Genomic DNA, 16,814 nt, shown 5'->3' with positions numbered 1-16,814 from the left:
CACAAAATCCCGACATGCTCGGGTGGGAACGTCAAATTGGCGGGAACTGGTGGGGCTGCGGCGTAAAATCGCCGGGATTGGCTCCCAACCCACACCGCCCGGCCCGCGGTAACCTTTCCGAGTGAGAAGTGGCATAGTCGGCCTAACCGATTCGCCGCTTCCGCGGCCCTCAAAACGCATCAAGATATATGTCCAAGCAATTGAAACCCAAAGCAAAAGACGACTTTTTCGGCGGTGACGAGCCGAAACCCCGTGCCGCCAAGGCGGCGTCACGCGGAAGCGGCGGGGAAGCCGATTACACGGCGGCCGACATCGAGGTGCTCGAAGGCCTGGAACCGGTGCGGCGCCGGCCCGGCATGTATATCGGCGGCACCGACGAGAAGGCGCTGCATCACCTGTTCGCAGAAGTCATCGACAACTCGATGGACGAGGCGCTGGCCGGGCACGCGACCTTCATCGAGGTCGACCTCAGCGCTGACGGGTTCCTGACCGTCACCGACAATGGCCGCGGCATCCCGATCGATCCGCACCCGAAATTCCCGAAGAAGTCGGCGCTCGAAGTCATCATGTGCACCCTGCATTCGGGCGGCAAGTTCGACAGCAAGGTTTATGAAACCTCGGGCGGTCTGCACGGCGTCGGCATCTCGGTGGTGAACGCCCTCTCCTCGCGTCTCGAGGTCGAGGTCGCGCGCAGCCAGAAACTCTACCGCATGACGTTCGAGCGCGGTCACCCGAAGGGCAAGCTCGAGGACCTCGGCAAGGTCAGCAACCGCCGCGGCACGCGCGTGCGCTTCAAGCCGGATACCGACATCTTCGGTGCCAAAGCGGCGTTCAAGCCGCAGCGCCTGTTCAAGATGACGCGCTCGAAGGCTTATCTGTTCGGCGGCGTCGAGATCCGCTGGAATTGCGCGCCCGAGCTGCTCAAGGGCATCGAGGACGTGCCGGCCGAGGCGACGTTCCACTTCCCCGGCGGCCTCAAGGATTACCTGGCGGCCGCAATCCACGCCGACACGTTGGTGCATCCCGACATCTTCTCCGGCAAGTCGGGCCGCAACGGCGCGCATGGCGCCTGCGAATGGGCGGTGGCCTGGACGGCGGATGCCGACGGTTTCCTGTCTTCCTACACCAACACCGTGCCGACGCCCGATGGCGGCACGCACGAGTCCGGCCTGCGCAGCGCACTTTTGCGCGGCCTGAAGGATCACGCCGAGCGCGTCGGCCAGGGCAAGCGCGCGGCCTCCGTCACTTCGGAAGACGTGATGGTCGGCGCGGCCGTGATGCTCTCGGTGTTCGTGCGCGAGCCTGAATTCCAGGGCCAAACCAAGGACCGCCTCGCCACCGCCGAAGCGCAGCGCATCGTAGAGCAGGCGATGAAGGATCCGTTCGACCATTGGCTGTCGGGCAATCCGAACATGGCCAACCGGCTGCTCGACTTCGTGATCGACCGCGCCGAGGAGCGGCTGCGCCGCCGCCAGGAGAAAGAGACCGCGCGGAAAACCGCGGGCAAGAAGCTGCGCCTGCCCGGCAAACTCGCCGACTGCACCGACGCCGGCACCGAAGGCTCCGAGCTCTTCATCGTCGAGGGCGACTCGGCCGGCGGCAGCGCCAAGCAGGCGCGCGACCGCAAGACCCAGGCCGTGCTGCCGCTGCGCGGCAAGATCCTCAACGTCGCCTCCGCCGGCAAGGACAAGCTGACGGCGAACGCGCAGCTTTCCGATCTCGTGCAGGCGATCGGCTGCGGCACGCTCGCGCATTATCGCGAAGAGGATCTGCGCTATCAGCGCATCATCATCATGACCGACGCCGACGTCGACGGCGCCCATATCGCCTCGCTGCTGATCACCTTCTTCTACCGGCAGATGCCGCGGCTGATCGACGAGGGCCACCTCTTCCTCGCGGTGCCACCGCTCTACAAGCTGACCCACGGCTCGAAGTCGGTCTACGCCCGCGACGACGCCCACAAGGAGGCGCTGCTCAAGAGCGCGTTCAGCGCCAACGCCAAGGTCGAGGTGAACCGCTTCAAAGGCCTCGGCGAGATGATGCCGGCGCAGCTCAAGGAGACCACCATGGATCCGACCAAGCGGACGCTGCTCAAGGTGGTGCTGCTCGCCGACGATCGCGATACCACGGCCGATTCGGTGGAGCGCCTGATGGGCACCAAGGCCGAGGCGCGCTTCGCATTCATCTCGGACAAGGCCGAATTTGCCAGCGAAGAGCTGCTGGACGTGTGAGGCCGTAACCAGGCCGGCCGCCTTCCGAGACAGCCCCGGCCTAAAGCCGGGGCCGTTTTGTTTGAGGGGGTGACCGCATTTTCCGGCGATCCGGCCGGACGATCCGTCGATGTTTTCGTCGCGTCCCGCAATCGCCGCACGGCGACTCAGCCATCGACTCACCGGCGCCAAGCGCGAGGCAGGATTGCCTCCATTTCGGACAAAGCCGAATTTGCTAACGAGACGTTACCCGAAATCAAAATTCTCAAATTCCCCAACGCGTTGAAATATCGAATTAATTTTGATTTGCGCGATGGCGCTCCGAATACCCACGCACCGGCGTTTTCCGGCGACTGTGCCTGCCCGGCAACAGCATTTCGGCGAGAACCGTCTATAGTCCGGGTATCAGATGATACGAACTTCGGTGCGCTCGCGCCTACAGACCTAAGGTTGGGGATTTTGACATGAAGAAGACTTTGCTCGCTCTGACCGCGGTCGCGGCGATGACCGGTTCGGCCTCGGCGGCCGACCTTGCGGCTCGTCCCTACACGAAGGCTCCGGTCGCGGCGCCCGTCGCCAGCTGGACCGGCTTCTACATCTTCGGCGGCGCCGGCGGCGGCGTCTGGGATGCGGACTCCCACACCAACTTCGTTGGAGTTCCCGTGACGATCGATCAGCGTGTTGGCGGCGATGGCTGGTTTGGAACGGTCGGTGCCGGCTACGACTGGCAGTTCTCCGGCACCTGGGTGGCTGGTGTGTTCGCCGATGGTCAGTTCGGCAGCCTGCGCGGCAGCATCAACGATGAGTTTGCTGCGCTGACCGGCCGCATCAAGATGCAGGACGCATGGGCTGCGGGTGTTCGCGTCGGCTATCTGGTTGCTCCGAATGTTCTCTCGTACGTCAATGGCGGTTACAGTGGATCGCACTGGTCGGGCGCTGGCTTGACGAATCTCGCCGGGACGGCTTCGGGCTTCCACACCGACTCGTTCAACCGCAATGGCTGGTTCGTCGGCGGTGGCGTCGAGAACAATCTGAACATCTTCGGCATCACGGCGCCGGGCTGGTTCATGAAGACCGAATATCGTGCTGCCTACTACGATCGTAAGGACATTGCCGTCCGCACCGACGTTGGCAACGTCGCGACGACCGACTCCATCAGCTTCAAGCCCCTGGTGCAGACCATCAGCACCTCGCTGGTCTACCGCTTCAACTGGACCGGTCCGGTCGTCGCGAAGTACTGATCTGACCTCCCGTTCAGACGTCAAAGCCCCGGCATCGTCCGGGGCTTTTTCGTTGCAGGGAGCGCATAGGCGTGCTCCCGACGATCTGCACCCAGCCATTGTATCCGGACCGAAGCCACGGCTAGTCTGAGTCGAAGTTTTCGTGGCCGCGGCGATCGTTGATGCCGCAGACCGCGACAGAACCAGACCAACGGGAGGAATGCATGCGCAGATTACTGCTTGTCGCAGGCCTGTTTGCGACCGCCGTCGGCCTGCTCTGGATCGGACAGGGCACGGGCACCGTCCCGTGGCCGCGGTCGAGCTTCATGGTCAACCAGCTGCAATGGGCCGGCTATGGCGCAGCCATGGCCGGATTCGGGCTGGTGCTGATCTGGCAGAGCAACCAATAGAAGAAACAAGGGAATACAAGCATGACATCCAGCCGGTTCGATCTCCGCGGCAAGGTCGCGATCGTCACGGGAGGCAATGGCGGCATCGGGCTCGGCATGGCGCGCGGCCTTGCCGATGCCGGCGCCGACATCGCCGTGATCGGACGCAACGAGACCAAGTCCGCGGAAGCGGTCGCCGATCTCAGGCAGCGCGGGGTGAAGGCGATTGCCGTCGCGACTGACGTCACCGACAAGGCGGCCGTCGCGGCCATGATCGACCGCGTGGTGAAGGAGCTCGGCCGCATCGACGTCCTCGTGAATAATGCCGGCATGAGCATCCGCAAGCCGCCGCACGAACTCGAGCTCGACGAATGGAACAAGGTGATCGACACCAACCTCACCAGCGCCTTCGTGTGCTCGAAGCTGGCCTATCCGGCGCTGAAGGCATCCGGCAACGGCAAGGTGATCAATATCGGCTCAATGATGTCGATCTTCGGCGCGAGTTTCGCGACAGCCTATGCGGCGAGCAAGGGCGGCATCGTGCAGTACACCCGCGCCTGCGCCAATGCCTGGGCGCCCGACAACATCCAGGTCAACGCCATCCTGCCAGGCTGGATCGACACCGATCTCACCCGCGGCGCGCGGCAGCAGGTCTCGGGGCTGCACGAGCGCGTGCTGGCGCGCACGCCCGCGGGACGCTGGGGTGACATCGACGACTTCGCCGGCATCGCCGTGTTCCTCGCCTCGCCCGCGTCGAACTTCGTCACGGGCACCGCGATCCCGGTCGACGGCGGCTTCTCGGTGATGGCCTGAGTCCGGGCCTGCACCACAACATTGCGCACAAAAAGGAAGCCCCGGTCGAAGCCGAGGCTTTTGAATTTTGGCAGTGCTCTTTTTTGATCGTTGGTCGCGTTGCGTCGACGTGCTCAGTAGCGGGCGATGGTCGGCGCGTCGAACTTGTAGCTCGCGCGCACGACGGCCCACTGGATGTCACGCGGCTTGGCATCGAAGGTGTAATTGCCCGCCGTGCCGCCGAGCTGATAGGTCTGGCTGCCGAAGGCCGCGTAATTGTATTCGAGGCCGACGATCCAGTTGCGGGTGATGCCGTATTCCCAGCCAGCGCCGACGGTCCAGCCATTGGCCCAGTGAGTTTGTCCGCCCGTACCCGTCACAACCGGGTCGGTGACCGAGAGCCGGTTGTTGACCCCCGCATAGCCGCCCTTGATGTAGAACAGGTTGTTCTGCACGGCAAAGCCGGCGCGGCCGACGACCGTCGCCAGCACATTGGCACGCCAGGAGAACACATCGTTCGCCGGTGCGAACGCGGTGTTCACGACCGTACCCTTGTTGTCGAGGCCGGAGATCGTGCCTTCCACACCGAACACGTAGTTGTTGGCCTGCCAGTTGTAGCCGATCTGCGCGCCGCCCATGACGCCCGAATTGCGCTGACGATAGCCCTCTCCGGGAAGCAAATCGCCGAACGCCGCGCCGGTCCCGTTGTTGATGAACTGCTCGTTTGTCCATGCGCCACCGATGTGGCCGCCGACATAGAAACCGGTCCAGTTGAACAGCGGCTCGACATAGGCGGGCGCCTTCGTGTAGCGTGCAGCGAGATCGGCCGCCGAAGCAGCGCCGGTCGAAATCAGAGCTGTCGTACAGGCGAAGGCGGCAATCAATTTGTTACGCATGGTACACCCCGTGTCTTTGATGGCCGCACGGTCACCGACGGCTCTTACTAAAATTGAAATCAACACGGTTAATGTGGCGGCTGGGCACGCATCGGCCTGTGAATCCGTTGGGGCTGTTGCAAGCGCGCAACGCGCAGTGCGCGATTTAGCACGGCGTTATCCCTACCGAAGCCTTGCGCTACGATCCCGGCGCGGCCCGCGAATGCACGTGCTCGGGCCGCACGCCGAGCGCAATCAGGCGCGCCGGAATGCCCTGAAGCCACGGCAGCGCGGTGATGAGACGCACGATCAGCGGCACCTTCAGCGGCTGGTCGCCGCCCTGTAAGGCGCCGCGGATGATGTTGTTCTGCACGATCACCTGCATTGCTTGCGTCATCTTCACTGGAAACTCGCGGCGACGCCTGACGGCATCGAGCTCGTTCTCCGAGGGACAACCGTGCTCCAGCTTGTCCGCCAGCAGGTTGGCGGTCGCGACCGCGTCCTGCACGGCGAGATTGACGCCGACGCCGCCGACCGGCGACATCGCATGCGCGGCATCGCCGATGCACAGCAGGCCCGGCTGCGTCCAGCGCGTCAGTCGGTTGATCGCGACGGTGAGCAGCTTGATGTCGTCGAAGCTCTTCACCTCGGCGATGCCGGACCTGAGGATCGGCGCCATGCGCACGACATCGTCGAGCAGCGCCGATAGTCCCCTCGCCTTGACTGCCTCATACTGTCCTTTTGCGATGACATAGGCGCATTGCCAGTAATCGCCGCGGTCGAAGGTGACCATCATCTTGCCAGGCTCGATCCGCGCGAAGAGGCTTTCAGTCTCCTCGGGCCTGCGGCCGGCGCGGAACCAAAGCACGTCCATCGGCGCGCCGATCTCCTCGACCGCAAGGCCGGCGCGCTCGCGCACCATCGAATGGCGGCCGTCGCAGGCAACGGTGAGATCGGCCTCGATGTCGATGAAGCCGTCAGGCGTCCTCGCCCGCACGCCGGCGACCGTCTCGCCGCGACGGATCAGATCCACCGCCTCCGTGCTCATCATCACCTTGAGCTGCGCAAAGCGCCGGCCGGCCTCGCGCAGGAAATTCAGGAAATCCCATTGCGGCATGAAGGCAATGAAGGGATATTTGGTATGGAGCCGGCCAAGATCGGCGATGCGCACCGGCGTGCCGCCGAACAGGCCGTCCATCTTCTGCAGACGCTGATGCGGCAGCTTCAGGAAGCCGTCGATCAGCCCGAGTTCGTCCATCACCTGAAGCGTCGAGGGATGCACGGTGTCGCCGCGGAAGTCGCGGAAGAAATCCGCATGCTTCTCCAGCACCACGACATCGATGCCGGCCCGTCCCAGGAGATAGCCGAGCATCATGCCGGCCGGGCCGCCGCCGACGATGCAGCAGCGGACCTTCATGGTCCGGCTTTGTTGTTGCTCGGATATCATTGCCGCCGCGATCCGCGCCGTGAGCATCGATCAAGCTATGCCGGACGATACTAGCGCGATTCAGGCCGAAGGCAGTCTCAATTTGCAGGGAAAAGCGCACCGCGGTTTCCAGCGGCAAACAAGCGCCCGACAAAAGGCCCGCAGAACGCGGGCCTTGTGTGAAACGGGGCCAGACTATTTCTGGTCCTCGTTGCTGGTCCCGGTGCCCGGACTGCCGATCGGCAACCCGTTGGGGGCGTGACCGACGCCCATGTTTCGCTCGGCTTGCGCTGCTGCCGGCGTCTTGGCGTTCGCGGTCGGGGGCTGAACATTCGGATTGGGTCGGCCGATGTTGGTGTTGACGTTGGCTCCCGTGGTGGTGTCATGCGTTCCCATCCCGGAGGGAGCCGACGGCCCGAAGTTGGCGCTGCTGGACGACGAGCCCACTCCGACACCTGAGTTGGCCGCAGCCCCCGAGCTGGCGCCACCGGTCCCCGTGCCGGCGCCGGCCGCTCCACCTGCACCTGCACCACCGCCGCCCCCAGCACCACCGCCGCCTTGGGCAAAGGCCGCCGTCGAAAGTGCGGCACAAGCGATGGTCACGAGAATGGATCTGCGGATCATGGATCGTCTCCCTGGTTTGACAGACAATCCAGGGACCAAAGGAGTTGTTCCTTCCGCTGGGAAGCGATGTTCGCTCGTCTCAGGGCTTTGACGACTTCCGTTCCCATGGGCGCTTGCCATCGGCATCGCGATCCCATGGTCGAGTGATCGGAGCTAGCCTCTCATCTTCGGCGGCTTTCGAACGGTCTGCTTGGACTCGCTCGCGGTCGGTCAGTGGTGGCGGTGCGGGGACTGGAGTGGTCTGGGCCAGAACCGGAAGCGTCGTAAGGAACGTGACGATGATGAATTTTATCATCCCCTGCTCTAGCACTTTCACCTTGGCTTGTCCGATGTAAGTTCGTCCACGTCGTAAGGTGATCCCATCACAATCCTCCGGCCGAACAGCGTATCAATTATTACTCCGGTTCGCGCTCCGAAACGTCTTGATCTCCGAGACGCTGCCGTCGCGATAGGTCAGCTCCACCGAGACGGACTGCGTGCTTGGTGCGAGCTTCACGTAGAGCGGCATGCCGGCGGTAATTGCGCTGGGGTCGCGCATGTCGCAAGGCGGCATCTTCAGCACCTGGTTGGGCACGGCGGTGTCGATGCCGATGCGCACCTCGCGGATGGCGCAGCGGTGCGACACGAGGTGCGTGTAGTAGACCAATAGGCCGTTGAACACGCGGAACGACAGCCAGCTGGTCGACGTCATGTCGAGGATCTTGCGCTGGTCGCGGATCAGTGCGGCCTCGGGATCGAACTTGATCGGGAACGGTCCCTGCGTCTCGCCGGACTGATCGACATAGCGGACCTCGATGGTGCCGGCCTGCGCATCCGGCGGCAGCTCGATCGACGGGTTCGGCATCCGCTTGCGCGTGCGCGGATCGAGCGTGTCGATGAAGCCGGTTTCGCGGAAATCGCCTTTGCCGGCCATGCGCCAGGAAATGCCGAGCGTCGGATCGGCAAAGGAGAACGTAATGCTCCAGCCGCCATCGTGCCGCGAGAAGCTCGCGATCGGCGCGTTGATCGTCTCTTCCTTCGGGATCTGCGGCACCGACACCGGCGGCAGCGCCGTGAGCTTCTGCGGCGGCTCGGCCGGCCGCGCCGTGGTATCCTTCGCCATGCCGCTGAGGAAGACGTCGTCGACCATCTGGTCGAAATAGACCGGCACCTGCCTGTGCTTGACGGTGTCGGCCATCTCGCTGACCAGACGGCGCGTGCGCTGCGCCACCTGCACGAGGTTCTCGCCGGGCTGGAGCAGCTCCTTGGCGAAAGTGCGCGTGAACACCGAATTGGGATTGGTGTCGTCATTGGACAGACGATCGAGCGCGGTCTGGCGAGGTCCTGCCGAAAACACCGAGAACACGCCTTCCGGCAGCTGCGTCATCGGCGCTAGCCCGCCGCCGCCGGCGACCGCGCGGGTGCCCTTGCGTTCGAACGGGTTGTTGCGGCAGGCATCGAACACCAGGATCGAGGTCCGCGCCTTCTTGTTCTGCAGGCGCTCGACGATGCGGTCGGCCAGGATGGAAGCATCGCGCACCAGCTCCTCCTGTCCTTCCGTCGCCGCGGGCACGTCGGTCGGCAGCAGATAGTTCTGGCCGGCGATCTCGAAGCCATGACCGGCATAGAAGAAGAACGCGGTGTCGCCGGGCTCGACCGCCTTGTCGAACGCGAGCAACGTCTCGGAAAATTGCTGCCGGTTCTGGTTCTCGGCGACCATCACCGAAAAGCCGAGCTGCTTCAGCGTATCACCCATGGTGCGGGCGTCGTTGACCGCCTTGAGCAGCTTCGGCACGTTCTTGTAGTCGTTGTTACCGACGACCAGCGCGACGCGCTTCTCGGCTTGGGCGGGAGCTGCGCCCACCAGCAACGCAGCCAGGCCGAGAGCCAAAGCCGCCTTGGACAACATACATGTCATGTGAAGTTCCCGCCCCCGCATCCCTGGCCAAAATGCTCAATACATAGTGCGCAAACTGGGCAGATCGGTTCAAGCGCCTATCATCACGGGCGACGGGATCCATCATCGGCCAGAACCGTCAGGCACGGTCGCGTACCCCACTTGGGCTATCGCCGAACCGATTCCGGAACAATCGATTGAAATGCGAGACATTCGAGAATCCAACCTGAGCCGCAATCTCGGACACAGGCCGGTCCGGGAATTTTGTGACGAGCGCAAACGCCCGCTTCAACCTCAATTCGTTCACGCGTGCGGTAAATGATGCCCCCGACTTCTCCAACAGTTCCTGCAGATAGCGCGCCGAGATGTGTTGACGATCGGCAACACATGCCAGCGACAATCCGGGATCCGTAAAGGATTTTCCGATGAAATCGATGGCAGCGGCCAAACGTGCCGCCGCGACCGCGCCCCTTGCCTGCTGTCGCGTATCGCGGTTGGCGCCGATCATCAGCGCAGCGAAATCGTGAATGTGATTGACAACCGTTTGCTGCAGCGCGGTCTGCTCAAGACCAGGCGCATTCTGAACGAGATCAAGGTACCCGAGAAGCAGCCGCAGCGCCGGATCGTTGTGCGCAATTGGCCGCATGACCGCGCCGTCCAAATCGTGTGTCCGGAGGGCCAGAGCGGCGCGCGGAAACAACAAATGGAGATGTCTTGTGCCGCACAGCAGGGCAGCTTCGCCCGGGCGGACGAACGCCGCATTACCCGGTCCAAGCTCCAATTCGGCACCGCGCTGGGATACGGATGCAGCTTGCCCAGGATTGATGAATAACCCAATCCAGTCCCCACCGTCGGCAGCCAACGCGCGCGTGCGATCGAGGCGCGCCGCGGAGCCATCGCAGGACGCGAGGCGCACACCCGGGAGGTTTTGAAGCACGGCCTCCGCCCTGAACGGAACGTCGTTCGACAAGGGTTCGATATCTACACGTACCAGCGTCCTTCCGAACTCCTCACGCCATCGGGCGAGCCTTTCTCGCTCGGGCAAGTCATCGGTGCTGAAGCGTCGGGGTGCAAATTCGCTGGCACAAGCCATGGGACGGTGCATTCCAATGAGCTTTGGAAGCTAGCGATTCACGCAAAGATTGCAAGATTCGGACTGGTTCCTCACTTCGTAAAAAGCAAAGATCCCACTCGCCTAACATCAAGAATGAGCGCGGATCAATCAACAGGCCTGCGTCATGCTGACGCGCTGTCGCGCAAATCGCAAAGCCTCACTCGTCTTATGTAAACCCATCCGACAACGCTGTTGCCTGCCGACGACAGAAGATCGGCGATCGTTGTGCAAGATTACGCACGACAAGCCGTTTCAGAGGTTACATCCTCGGCTTCTGGAGATTCGAAATGATATCCCAACAAAGCCTCACCAGCCGTTCATTGAAGAATTGGGGTCCGCTGCTCGCCGTCGCCGCCTGCATGTTGGCGCCGAAACCGGCCCATGCGATCCATGCCGTCTGTTCTTTCGTAAACGGCAGCGAACAGCAAGTTCTGATCGTGCAGGACGACGACTGCTCCAATCCCTTCGACCCGTTCTTCGCCGGCCCCCTGCTTTTCGGTGACAGTATTCATGCTGCGCAGGACATGACCGTGGACGGCACCACGACAACGGGCACGACCAACGTCAACGGCAATTCGACCTTTGCCACCGGCACGACGGCTACATTCAATGGAAATGCTGTCTTCAACGGAGGGGTGACCTTTGCGGGCTCCCAGAACTTTTCGGGCATCAACAACACCGGAAACATTTCTACCGACACGTTGAGCACGACAGGCAATGCCACGATCGGAGGCACCCTCAACGTGGCGGGTCTCGCGACGTTCAATGGCATTACCAACACAGGCAATCTGACAACCGACACATTGACGGCAAATACCTCGGTCAACACGCCTCTGATCAACGCAACCAACGCCAACGTGACGACGGCTACGATCACGACTGCTAACGTGACCACTGCCAATGTCACTACGGCGAATATGACCACGGCGAACGTCACGACGGCGAACATCGGCACGGCCAACATCACGACAGCGCTGCAGGTGTCACCCGGCGCCTCGGTCAACATGGGCGCCAACAGAATTCAGAACGTTGCCGCCCCGCTGGCAGGAACGGATGCTGCAAACAAGAGCTATGTTGATGCCAGCCTCTCGGCACTGGGAGGACAGTTCGACCAGGCGCTTGCGGGGGTAAATAGCAGGATCGACGAAATTTCAAATCGGACCACTAAAGCGACGGCCGGCGTCGCCATGGCAATGGCCATGGCAGGCGTGCCAACGGTGCTCCCAAGCGAGCGCGTGGCGTTCACGATGAACTATGGCAACTTCCAGGGACAAAACGGTCTGGCACTCAACGGCGCGGTCCGTCTCAATGATAATCTGCAGTTCACAGGCGGCGTGGGCTACTCGACCAATCAGAACCTCGTTGGCGCGCGCGCAGGCCTGCGCGTCGGATGGTAGGTGTCATGCTGCGCCCCCCGCTTTATGCCGCCTTCATCCTGGCGCTGTGTGTCATGGTCCTCCGCCCAACCAGCGCTTCGTCGCAGACCAGCATTCCTTCCCAGAACTCGTCGGGCGGTGCAGCTCCTGGCGCCACCCCAACCGAAAGAGCCCCCGCGGCGCCGGCACGAACCAAGGTCCATGTGCCGGTCGACCAAGCTCTGCTGTTGGTGCGTTCAACATTGCTGACGCTCAACGATGCCAACCAGTCCGGAAACTACACGGTCCTGCGGGATCTCGCCTCACGAGAGTTCCAGATTAGAAACACATCCGCCGATCTTGCGCTCGTTTTCGCAGACATGAGAAGGAGCAATCTCAGCTTATTTAGTGTGATGCTGTTGTCACCTCAGCTTTCTGGCACTCCCGACATAGACGCCGACGGGCACCTTCGCATCTCCGGCTACGTTCCAACGAGTCCGCAGCAGGTGAAGTTCGATCTCGTGTTTGAAGCCTCTTCTCGCCAGTGGAAATTGTTGAGCCTCAACATCGCGACCGCGCCCGTCCAGGCTTCATCGGCCGCTCGAGAGCAGCAAAGAAGCGAACCCAAGAAGCAGATGCAGAGTGCAAAGGTCCTGCCGAAAGCTCCGCCCGCGAAAGGAGCTCCGGTAAGATTGGAGGCCGCTCAGAGCCCAGCGCCCCAGCCGGAGGAAGCTTCCAATCGGGAGTGAAATGCACAGGCGGCTTGGCCTGCCTTACCGACTCCGTCTCGGGCGTCGCTGTCCATCCGCCAGCCCGCCTATGGAATAATTGGGGTGAATCTGCTCCTCTGGTCAGGTCATCCGAAGGGGAGTCTTCCGTGTATTGGTGTACGAACGAGGTGGAGCCGCAGGACCGCTTCGACTATTGGCGCGAGGTGCGCGCCAAGGGCCTGTTCGGCGTCACCGCCGAGCTCGAACCCGAACGGCGCGCGGACTTCTTCGGCGAATTCTCGCTGCGCCAGCTTGGCGGCGCCGGCCTCGTCGAGCTGAAGGCTTCGCCCTACGCGGTCGAGCGCAGTGCGTCCGACATCGCCAACGCCCCGGGTGACGCGATTTGCGTCTACCAGCAGCTCGGCAGTGGCGGCTGGTTCGGCGGCATGCGCACAAGCGACTTTTCGATCGCGAGCGGTAGCTTCGCCACCAGCCATACCGACCTGCCCTACCGCACCGCGCCGCTGGGCGCCGGCGGCTTCCATCTCCGGATCCTGAAGATCCCGATGAGCAGCATCCCGGCGCAGGACAAGCGCATGCGCGAGCTGTCGCCCCGCACCTTCAACGATGCAGCCCTGGCGCCCCTGCTCGCTACCTGCCTTGCCGATCTCGGCGAGGCCGGCGCGGATGATGCCGCCGCCGATGCGGCCTCCGTGGTCCAGACCTCCTTGGTTCAAGCTTTGGCCCATCTGGCGCTGATCGAACGCGGCATCGTGCGGCCCGGCAGCCGGCGCGGACAGGCCGCGCTGCGGACCGCCCGCCTCTCACAGGCCCGGCGGCTGATCGCACGCCGTCTGCAAGACCCTCATCTCGCGCCGACCATGGTGGCCGACCTGCTCGGCATCTCCGTGCGTCATCTCCACATGCTGTTCGAGACGGCGGAGAAGAGCTTCTCGCAGACCGTGACCGACGAGCGTCTGAAACAGAGCCGCCGCCTGCTGCGCGACACGCCGGAACGGCTGATCGCCGACATCGCGAGCGCCTGCGGCTTCGAGAGCCTGGCGACCTATTACCGGGTGTTCAACGCCGCCTATGGCATGGCTCCCGGCGACTTCCGGGCCAAGGCTTCGGACGGGCATTAACCCTCGTCTTGGCGGTTCCGGCCGGACCGCTGGAGGAGCGGAAAACCCAAGCCGCGCCCGCAATTTGGGCAAAAACCTCAGTTTTTTTAGGGCCTTCCCGCGTCCGCTCCATTGACTTTGGCCAATTCCTCCCTATGTTCCGGGGCGACGCGGCTCAGATCGAAGAGCGATTCCTGGGCCTTGCGCTTTGTCCGCGTGAGTCAGCACCCCCAGCTTCTTTGAGAGCGCGCCGTTTCGGGGTGGAACGCGACAGCCTTATTACCCTCGATTCCGAACGGCGGTTTCGACCAGAGGCTCAATGTCCTTTTCTCACCTCGGACTGTCCGAAAAAGTCCTCGCCGCAGTGGCGGCCACCGGTTACACCACCCCCACCCCCATTCAGGAACAGGCGATCCCCCACGTGCTCGCACGCAAGGACGTGCTCGGCATCGCCCAGACCGGCACCGGCAAGACCGCGGCCTTCGTGCTGCCGATGCTCACCATCCTCGAAAAGGGCAGAGCCCGGGCGCGCATGCCGCGCACGCTGATCCTCGAGCCGACCCGCGAGCTCGCGGCCCAGGTGAAGGAAAACTTCGACCGCTACGGCGCCGGCCAGAAACTCAACGTCGCCCTCCTGATCGGCGGCGTCTCCTTCGGTGACCAGGATGCCAAGCTGATGCGCGGCGTCGACGTGCTGATCGCAACCCCCGGCCGCCTGCTCGACCATACCGAACGCGGCGGCCTTCTGCTCACCGGCGTCGAGCTGCTCGTCATCGACGAGGCCGACCGCATGCTGGACATGGGCTTCATTCCCGACATCGAACGCATCTGCAAGCTCGTCCCGTTCACGCGGCAGACCCTGTTCTTCACCGCGACCATGCCGCCGGAAATCCGGCGCATCACCGAAGCCTTCCTGCACAATCCGCAGAAGGTCGAGGTCTCCCGGCCCGCCACCACCGCCGTGACAGTCACGCAGGCCCAGGTGCCCGCCGGACGCGAGGCGCACGAGAAGCGCGAGCTGCTTCGCCGCCTGCTACGCGAGGCCAAGGACCTCAAGAACGCGATCATCTTCTGCAATCGCAAGCGCGAGGTGGCGATCGTCCACAAATCGCTTCAGAAGCACGGCTTCAGCGTCGGGGCGCTGCATGGCGACATGGACCAGCCCGCCCGCATGGCCGCGCTCGACCAGTTCCGCAAGGGTGAGCTGCCGCTGCTCGTCGCCTCCGACGTCGCCGCCCGCGGCCTCGACATTCCCGAGGTCAGCCACGTCTTCAATTTCGACGTTCCCCATCACGCCGACGATTACGTCCACCGCATCGGCCGCACCGGCCGCGCCGGGCGAACCGGCACCGCGATCTCGATCGTGACACCGCTCGACCAGAAGTCGATGGCGGCGATCGAAAAGCTGATCGGCCAGAGCATTCCGCGCGCCGAAGGCGATTACGAAGTCCCAGCCGAGGCCGCCGATGCCGGCGAGCGTCCGCGCGAGCAGCGCGGTCGCGAACGTTCACGCGGCGGACGCGGCAAGCCGCAACGCGGCCACGACCGCGAGCGCAGCCACGAGCCGCGCGAGGCAAGACAGCCCGCCGCGGCAAGGCATCGGTCCGACGACAAGCGCCGGGCGGAGCCGCGGCACGATGCGCGCCAGCAGGCCAACACCTCCCATGTGCCCTCGATCGGCCGTCCCGAGCCGCGCCGCCAGCGCGAGATCGACACCGAGCCGGGCGATCACTCGCATCTGCCGGCGTTTCTGCTGCGGCCAGTTCGCTCCCCTGCCGGCGCCTGAAGTGCGCTTCCCGCTTTCGGTTGCAGAAAATCGAAATACACGTTTTTAGAGGTTTCGTGGACGTATATTTACGGGGCGTTCACGATCGTCCGTTAGCCTACGAAGATAATTAATTTTAGCATTGCTGCGGTCGATGGCGCGCCGACCGTTGTGGGGTATGTTCTGTGATCAAGGTGCTCGACGAACACGAACGCACAATGGCGTTCGCCGAGGTGGCGCTCGGTCAGATCCGATCGCTTCGGCAGACGGCAATTCCCCGCAACTATGAGATCTGGTACGTCTACGCCACCGGCTACAACGCGCCGCTCAACAAGATCATCAACGAGACGCTGGCGCGCAGCGGCAAGCTGACCGAAGCCGATCTCGAGCAGATCTACGAGACCTATCTCTCCCACATCAAGACCACCGATCGCATCGACAAGGTCGGCGCGCGTCATCGGCGAGATCGACGACGTGATGAAGGTCTTGGGCGAGGCGCTCGGCATGACCGGCGCCTACGATGCCAGCCTGTCGGGCGCGACCGACAAGCTGTCGTCGGCCAAGAGTCGCGACCAGATCAAGGGTATCGTCGAAGCGCTGCTGCGCTCGACCAGCGAGATGCGTCAGACCAACAAGGCGCTGGAAGACCGGCTGACGCTGTCGAAGAACGAGATCAGCAATCTCCAGCAGAGCCTGGAAGCGATCCGCGCCGAGAGCCTGACCGATCCGCTCACCGGCCTCGGCAACCGCAAATATTTCGACCGCATGATCGGCATGGCCGTGCAGAGCGCGCTCGCCTCGGGCGAGCCGCTGTCGCTGCTGCTGTTCGACATCGATCACTTCAAGTCGTTCAACGATTCCTACGGCCATCTCACCGGTGACCAGGTGCTGCGGCTCGTCGGCCTCTCGCTGAAGCAGACCATCAAGGGCCAGGACATTACGGCGCGTTACGGCGGCGAGGAATTCGCGGTCGTGCTGCCCAACACCGCGCTGCGCCAGGCGCTCACCGTGGCCGACCACATCCGCCGCGCCGTGATGGCGAAGGAACTGAAGAAGAAATCGACCGGCGAGATTCTCGGCCGCGTCACCATCTCCGTCGGCGTCTCCATGCTCAAGGAGGGCGACGACACGGACGCGCTGATCGAGCGTGCCGATGCCTGCCTCTACGCCGCCAAGCGCAACGGCCGCAACCGCGTGATTTGCGAAGCCGATCCCGAATACGCGGTCGAGACGCGCAGCCGGGTGGCGTGAGACGGCCGCCGTCCGCGCTTGACATTCCCACTTGCGGACCGACATCTTCCTCGCCGCCGCGGCGCCTGACGCGGGCATCGAGGACC

At 63.4% G+C, this 16,814-nt stretch carries 13 protein-coding genes and 1 pseudogene; 9 read left to right on the top strand and 5 right to left on the bottom strand.

Annotated features, from left to right (window positions below; genetic code table 11):
* The first annotated feature begins 188 nt into the window (after window positions 1-188).
* From parE to P6U28_RS12275, 4 genes are all read left to right on the top strand, one after another.
* Window positions 189-2,231, top strand: a complete 2,043-nt coding sequence (gene parE / locus P6U28_RS12290; protein ID WP_122403392.1) for a DNA topoisomerase IV subunit B — start codon at window positions 189-191, stop codon at window positions 2,229-2,231.
* 443 nt (window positions 2,232-2,674) lie between these two features.
* Complete coding sequence (locus P6U28_RS12285; RefSeq protein WP_122403393.1) at window positions 2,675-3,451, top strand: outer membrane protein; 777 nt, start codon at window positions 2,675-2,677, stop codon at window positions 3,449-3,451.
* Between the two features lie 203 nt (window positions 3,452-3,654).
* Complete coding sequence (locus P6U28_RS12280) at window positions 3,655-3,840, top strand: hypothetical protein (protein WP_122403394.1); 186 nt, start codon at window positions 3,655-3,657, stop codon at window positions 3,838-3,840.
* A gap of 21 nt (window positions 3,841-3,861) precedes the next feature.
* Window positions 3,862-4,632, top strand: a complete 771-nt coding sequence (locus tag P6U28_RS12275; RefSeq protein WP_122403395.1) for an SDR family NAD(P)-dependent oxidoreductase — start codon at window positions 3,862-3,864, stop codon at window positions 4,630-4,632.
* Window positions 4,633-4,745: 113 nt separating this feature from the next.
* Here P6U28_RS12275 and P6U28_RS12270 read toward each other — a convergent pair whose 3' ends face one another.
* The 5 genes from P6U28_RS12270 to P6U28_RS12250 all read right to left on the bottom strand — a co-directional run bounded on the left by P6U28_RS12270 (window position 4,746) and on the right by P6U28_RS12250 (window position 10,505).
* Entirely contained in the window at window positions 4,746-5,507 is a 762-nt protein-coding gene (locus tag P6U28_RS12270; protein WP_122403396.1) for an outer membrane protein, read from the bottom strand.
* A gap of 178 nt (window positions 5,508-5,685) precedes the next feature.
* Window positions 5,686-6,903, bottom strand: coding sequence for an FAD-dependent oxidoreductase (locus P6U28_RS12265; protein ID WP_122403397.1), 1,218 nt, complete (start codon window positions 6,901-6,903; stop codon window positions 5,686-5,688).
* A 204-nt stretch (window positions 6,904-7,107) separates the two neighbouring features.
* Complete coding sequence (locus P6U28_RS12260; RefSeq protein WP_160118829.1) at window positions 7,108-7,536, bottom strand: hypothetical protein; 429 nt, start codon at window positions 7,534-7,536, stop codon at window positions 7,108-7,110.
* Between the two features lie 388 nt (window positions 7,537-7,924).
* On the bottom strand, window positions 7,925-9,433 hold the full coding sequence (locus P6U28_RS12255) for a caspase family protein (protein ID WP_122403399.1): 1,509 nt from the start codon (window positions 9,431-9,433) through the stop codon (window positions 7,925-7,927).
* Between the two features lie 118 nt (window positions 9,434-9,551).
* Window positions 9,552-10,505: an AraC family transcriptional regulator gene (locus P6U28_RS12250; protein WP_407122335.1), complete on the bottom strand. Its 954-nt coding sequence runs from the start codon at window positions 10,503-10,505 to the stop codon at window positions 9,552-9,554.
* 308 nt (window positions 10,506-10,813) lie between these two features.
* On the opposite strand from P6U28_RS12250, the gene P6U28_RS12245 reads away from it, so the two are divergent.
* From P6U28_RS12245 to P6U28_RS12225, 5 genes and pseudogenes are all read left to right on the top strand, one after another.
* The gene (locus tag P6U28_RS12245) at window positions 10,814-11,923 is read left to right on the top strand and encodes a YadA-like family protein (RefSeq protein WP_122403401.1); all 1,110 of its coding nucleotides are present in this window, start codon (window positions 10,814-10,816) and stop codon (window positions 11,921-11,923) included.
* 5 nt (window positions 11,924-11,928) lie between these two features.
* Window positions 11,929-12,630 carry a hypothetical protein gene (locus P6U28_RS12240; RefSeq protein WP_145987018.1) on the top strand — a complete coding sequence of 234 codons (702 nt, stop codon included), beginning with the start codon at window positions 11,929-11,931 and terminating at the stop codon, window positions 12,628-12,630.
* A gap of 128 nt (window positions 12,631-12,758) precedes the next feature.
* Window positions 12,759-13,733, top strand: a complete 975-nt coding sequence (locus tag P6U28_RS12235; protein WP_122403403.1) for a helix-turn-helix transcriptional regulator — start codon at window positions 12,759-12,761, stop codon at window positions 13,731-13,733.
* Window positions 13,734-14,031: 298 nt separating this feature from the next.
* Complete coding sequence (locus P6U28_RS12230; protein WP_122403404.1) at window positions 14,032-15,498, top strand: DEAD/DEAH box helicase; 1,467 nt, start codon at window positions 14,032-14,034, stop codon at window positions 15,496-15,498.
* A gap of 164 nt (window positions 15,499-15,662) precedes the next feature.
* A pseudogene (locus P6U28_RS12225) lies at window positions 15,663-16,728 on the top strand (GGDEF domain-containing protein).
* The last annotated feature ends 86 nt before the right edge of the window (window positions 16,729-16,814 follow it).

The sequence above is a fragment of the Bradyrhizobium sp. STM 3561 genome (genome assembly GCF_045571455.1).
Classification (GTDB): domain Bacteria; phylum Pseudomonadota; class Alphaproteobacteria; order Rhizobiales; family Xanthobacteraceae; genus Bradyrhizobium; species Bradyrhizobium vignae.
This window is presented reverse-complemented; position numbering and strand designations above follow the sequence as displayed.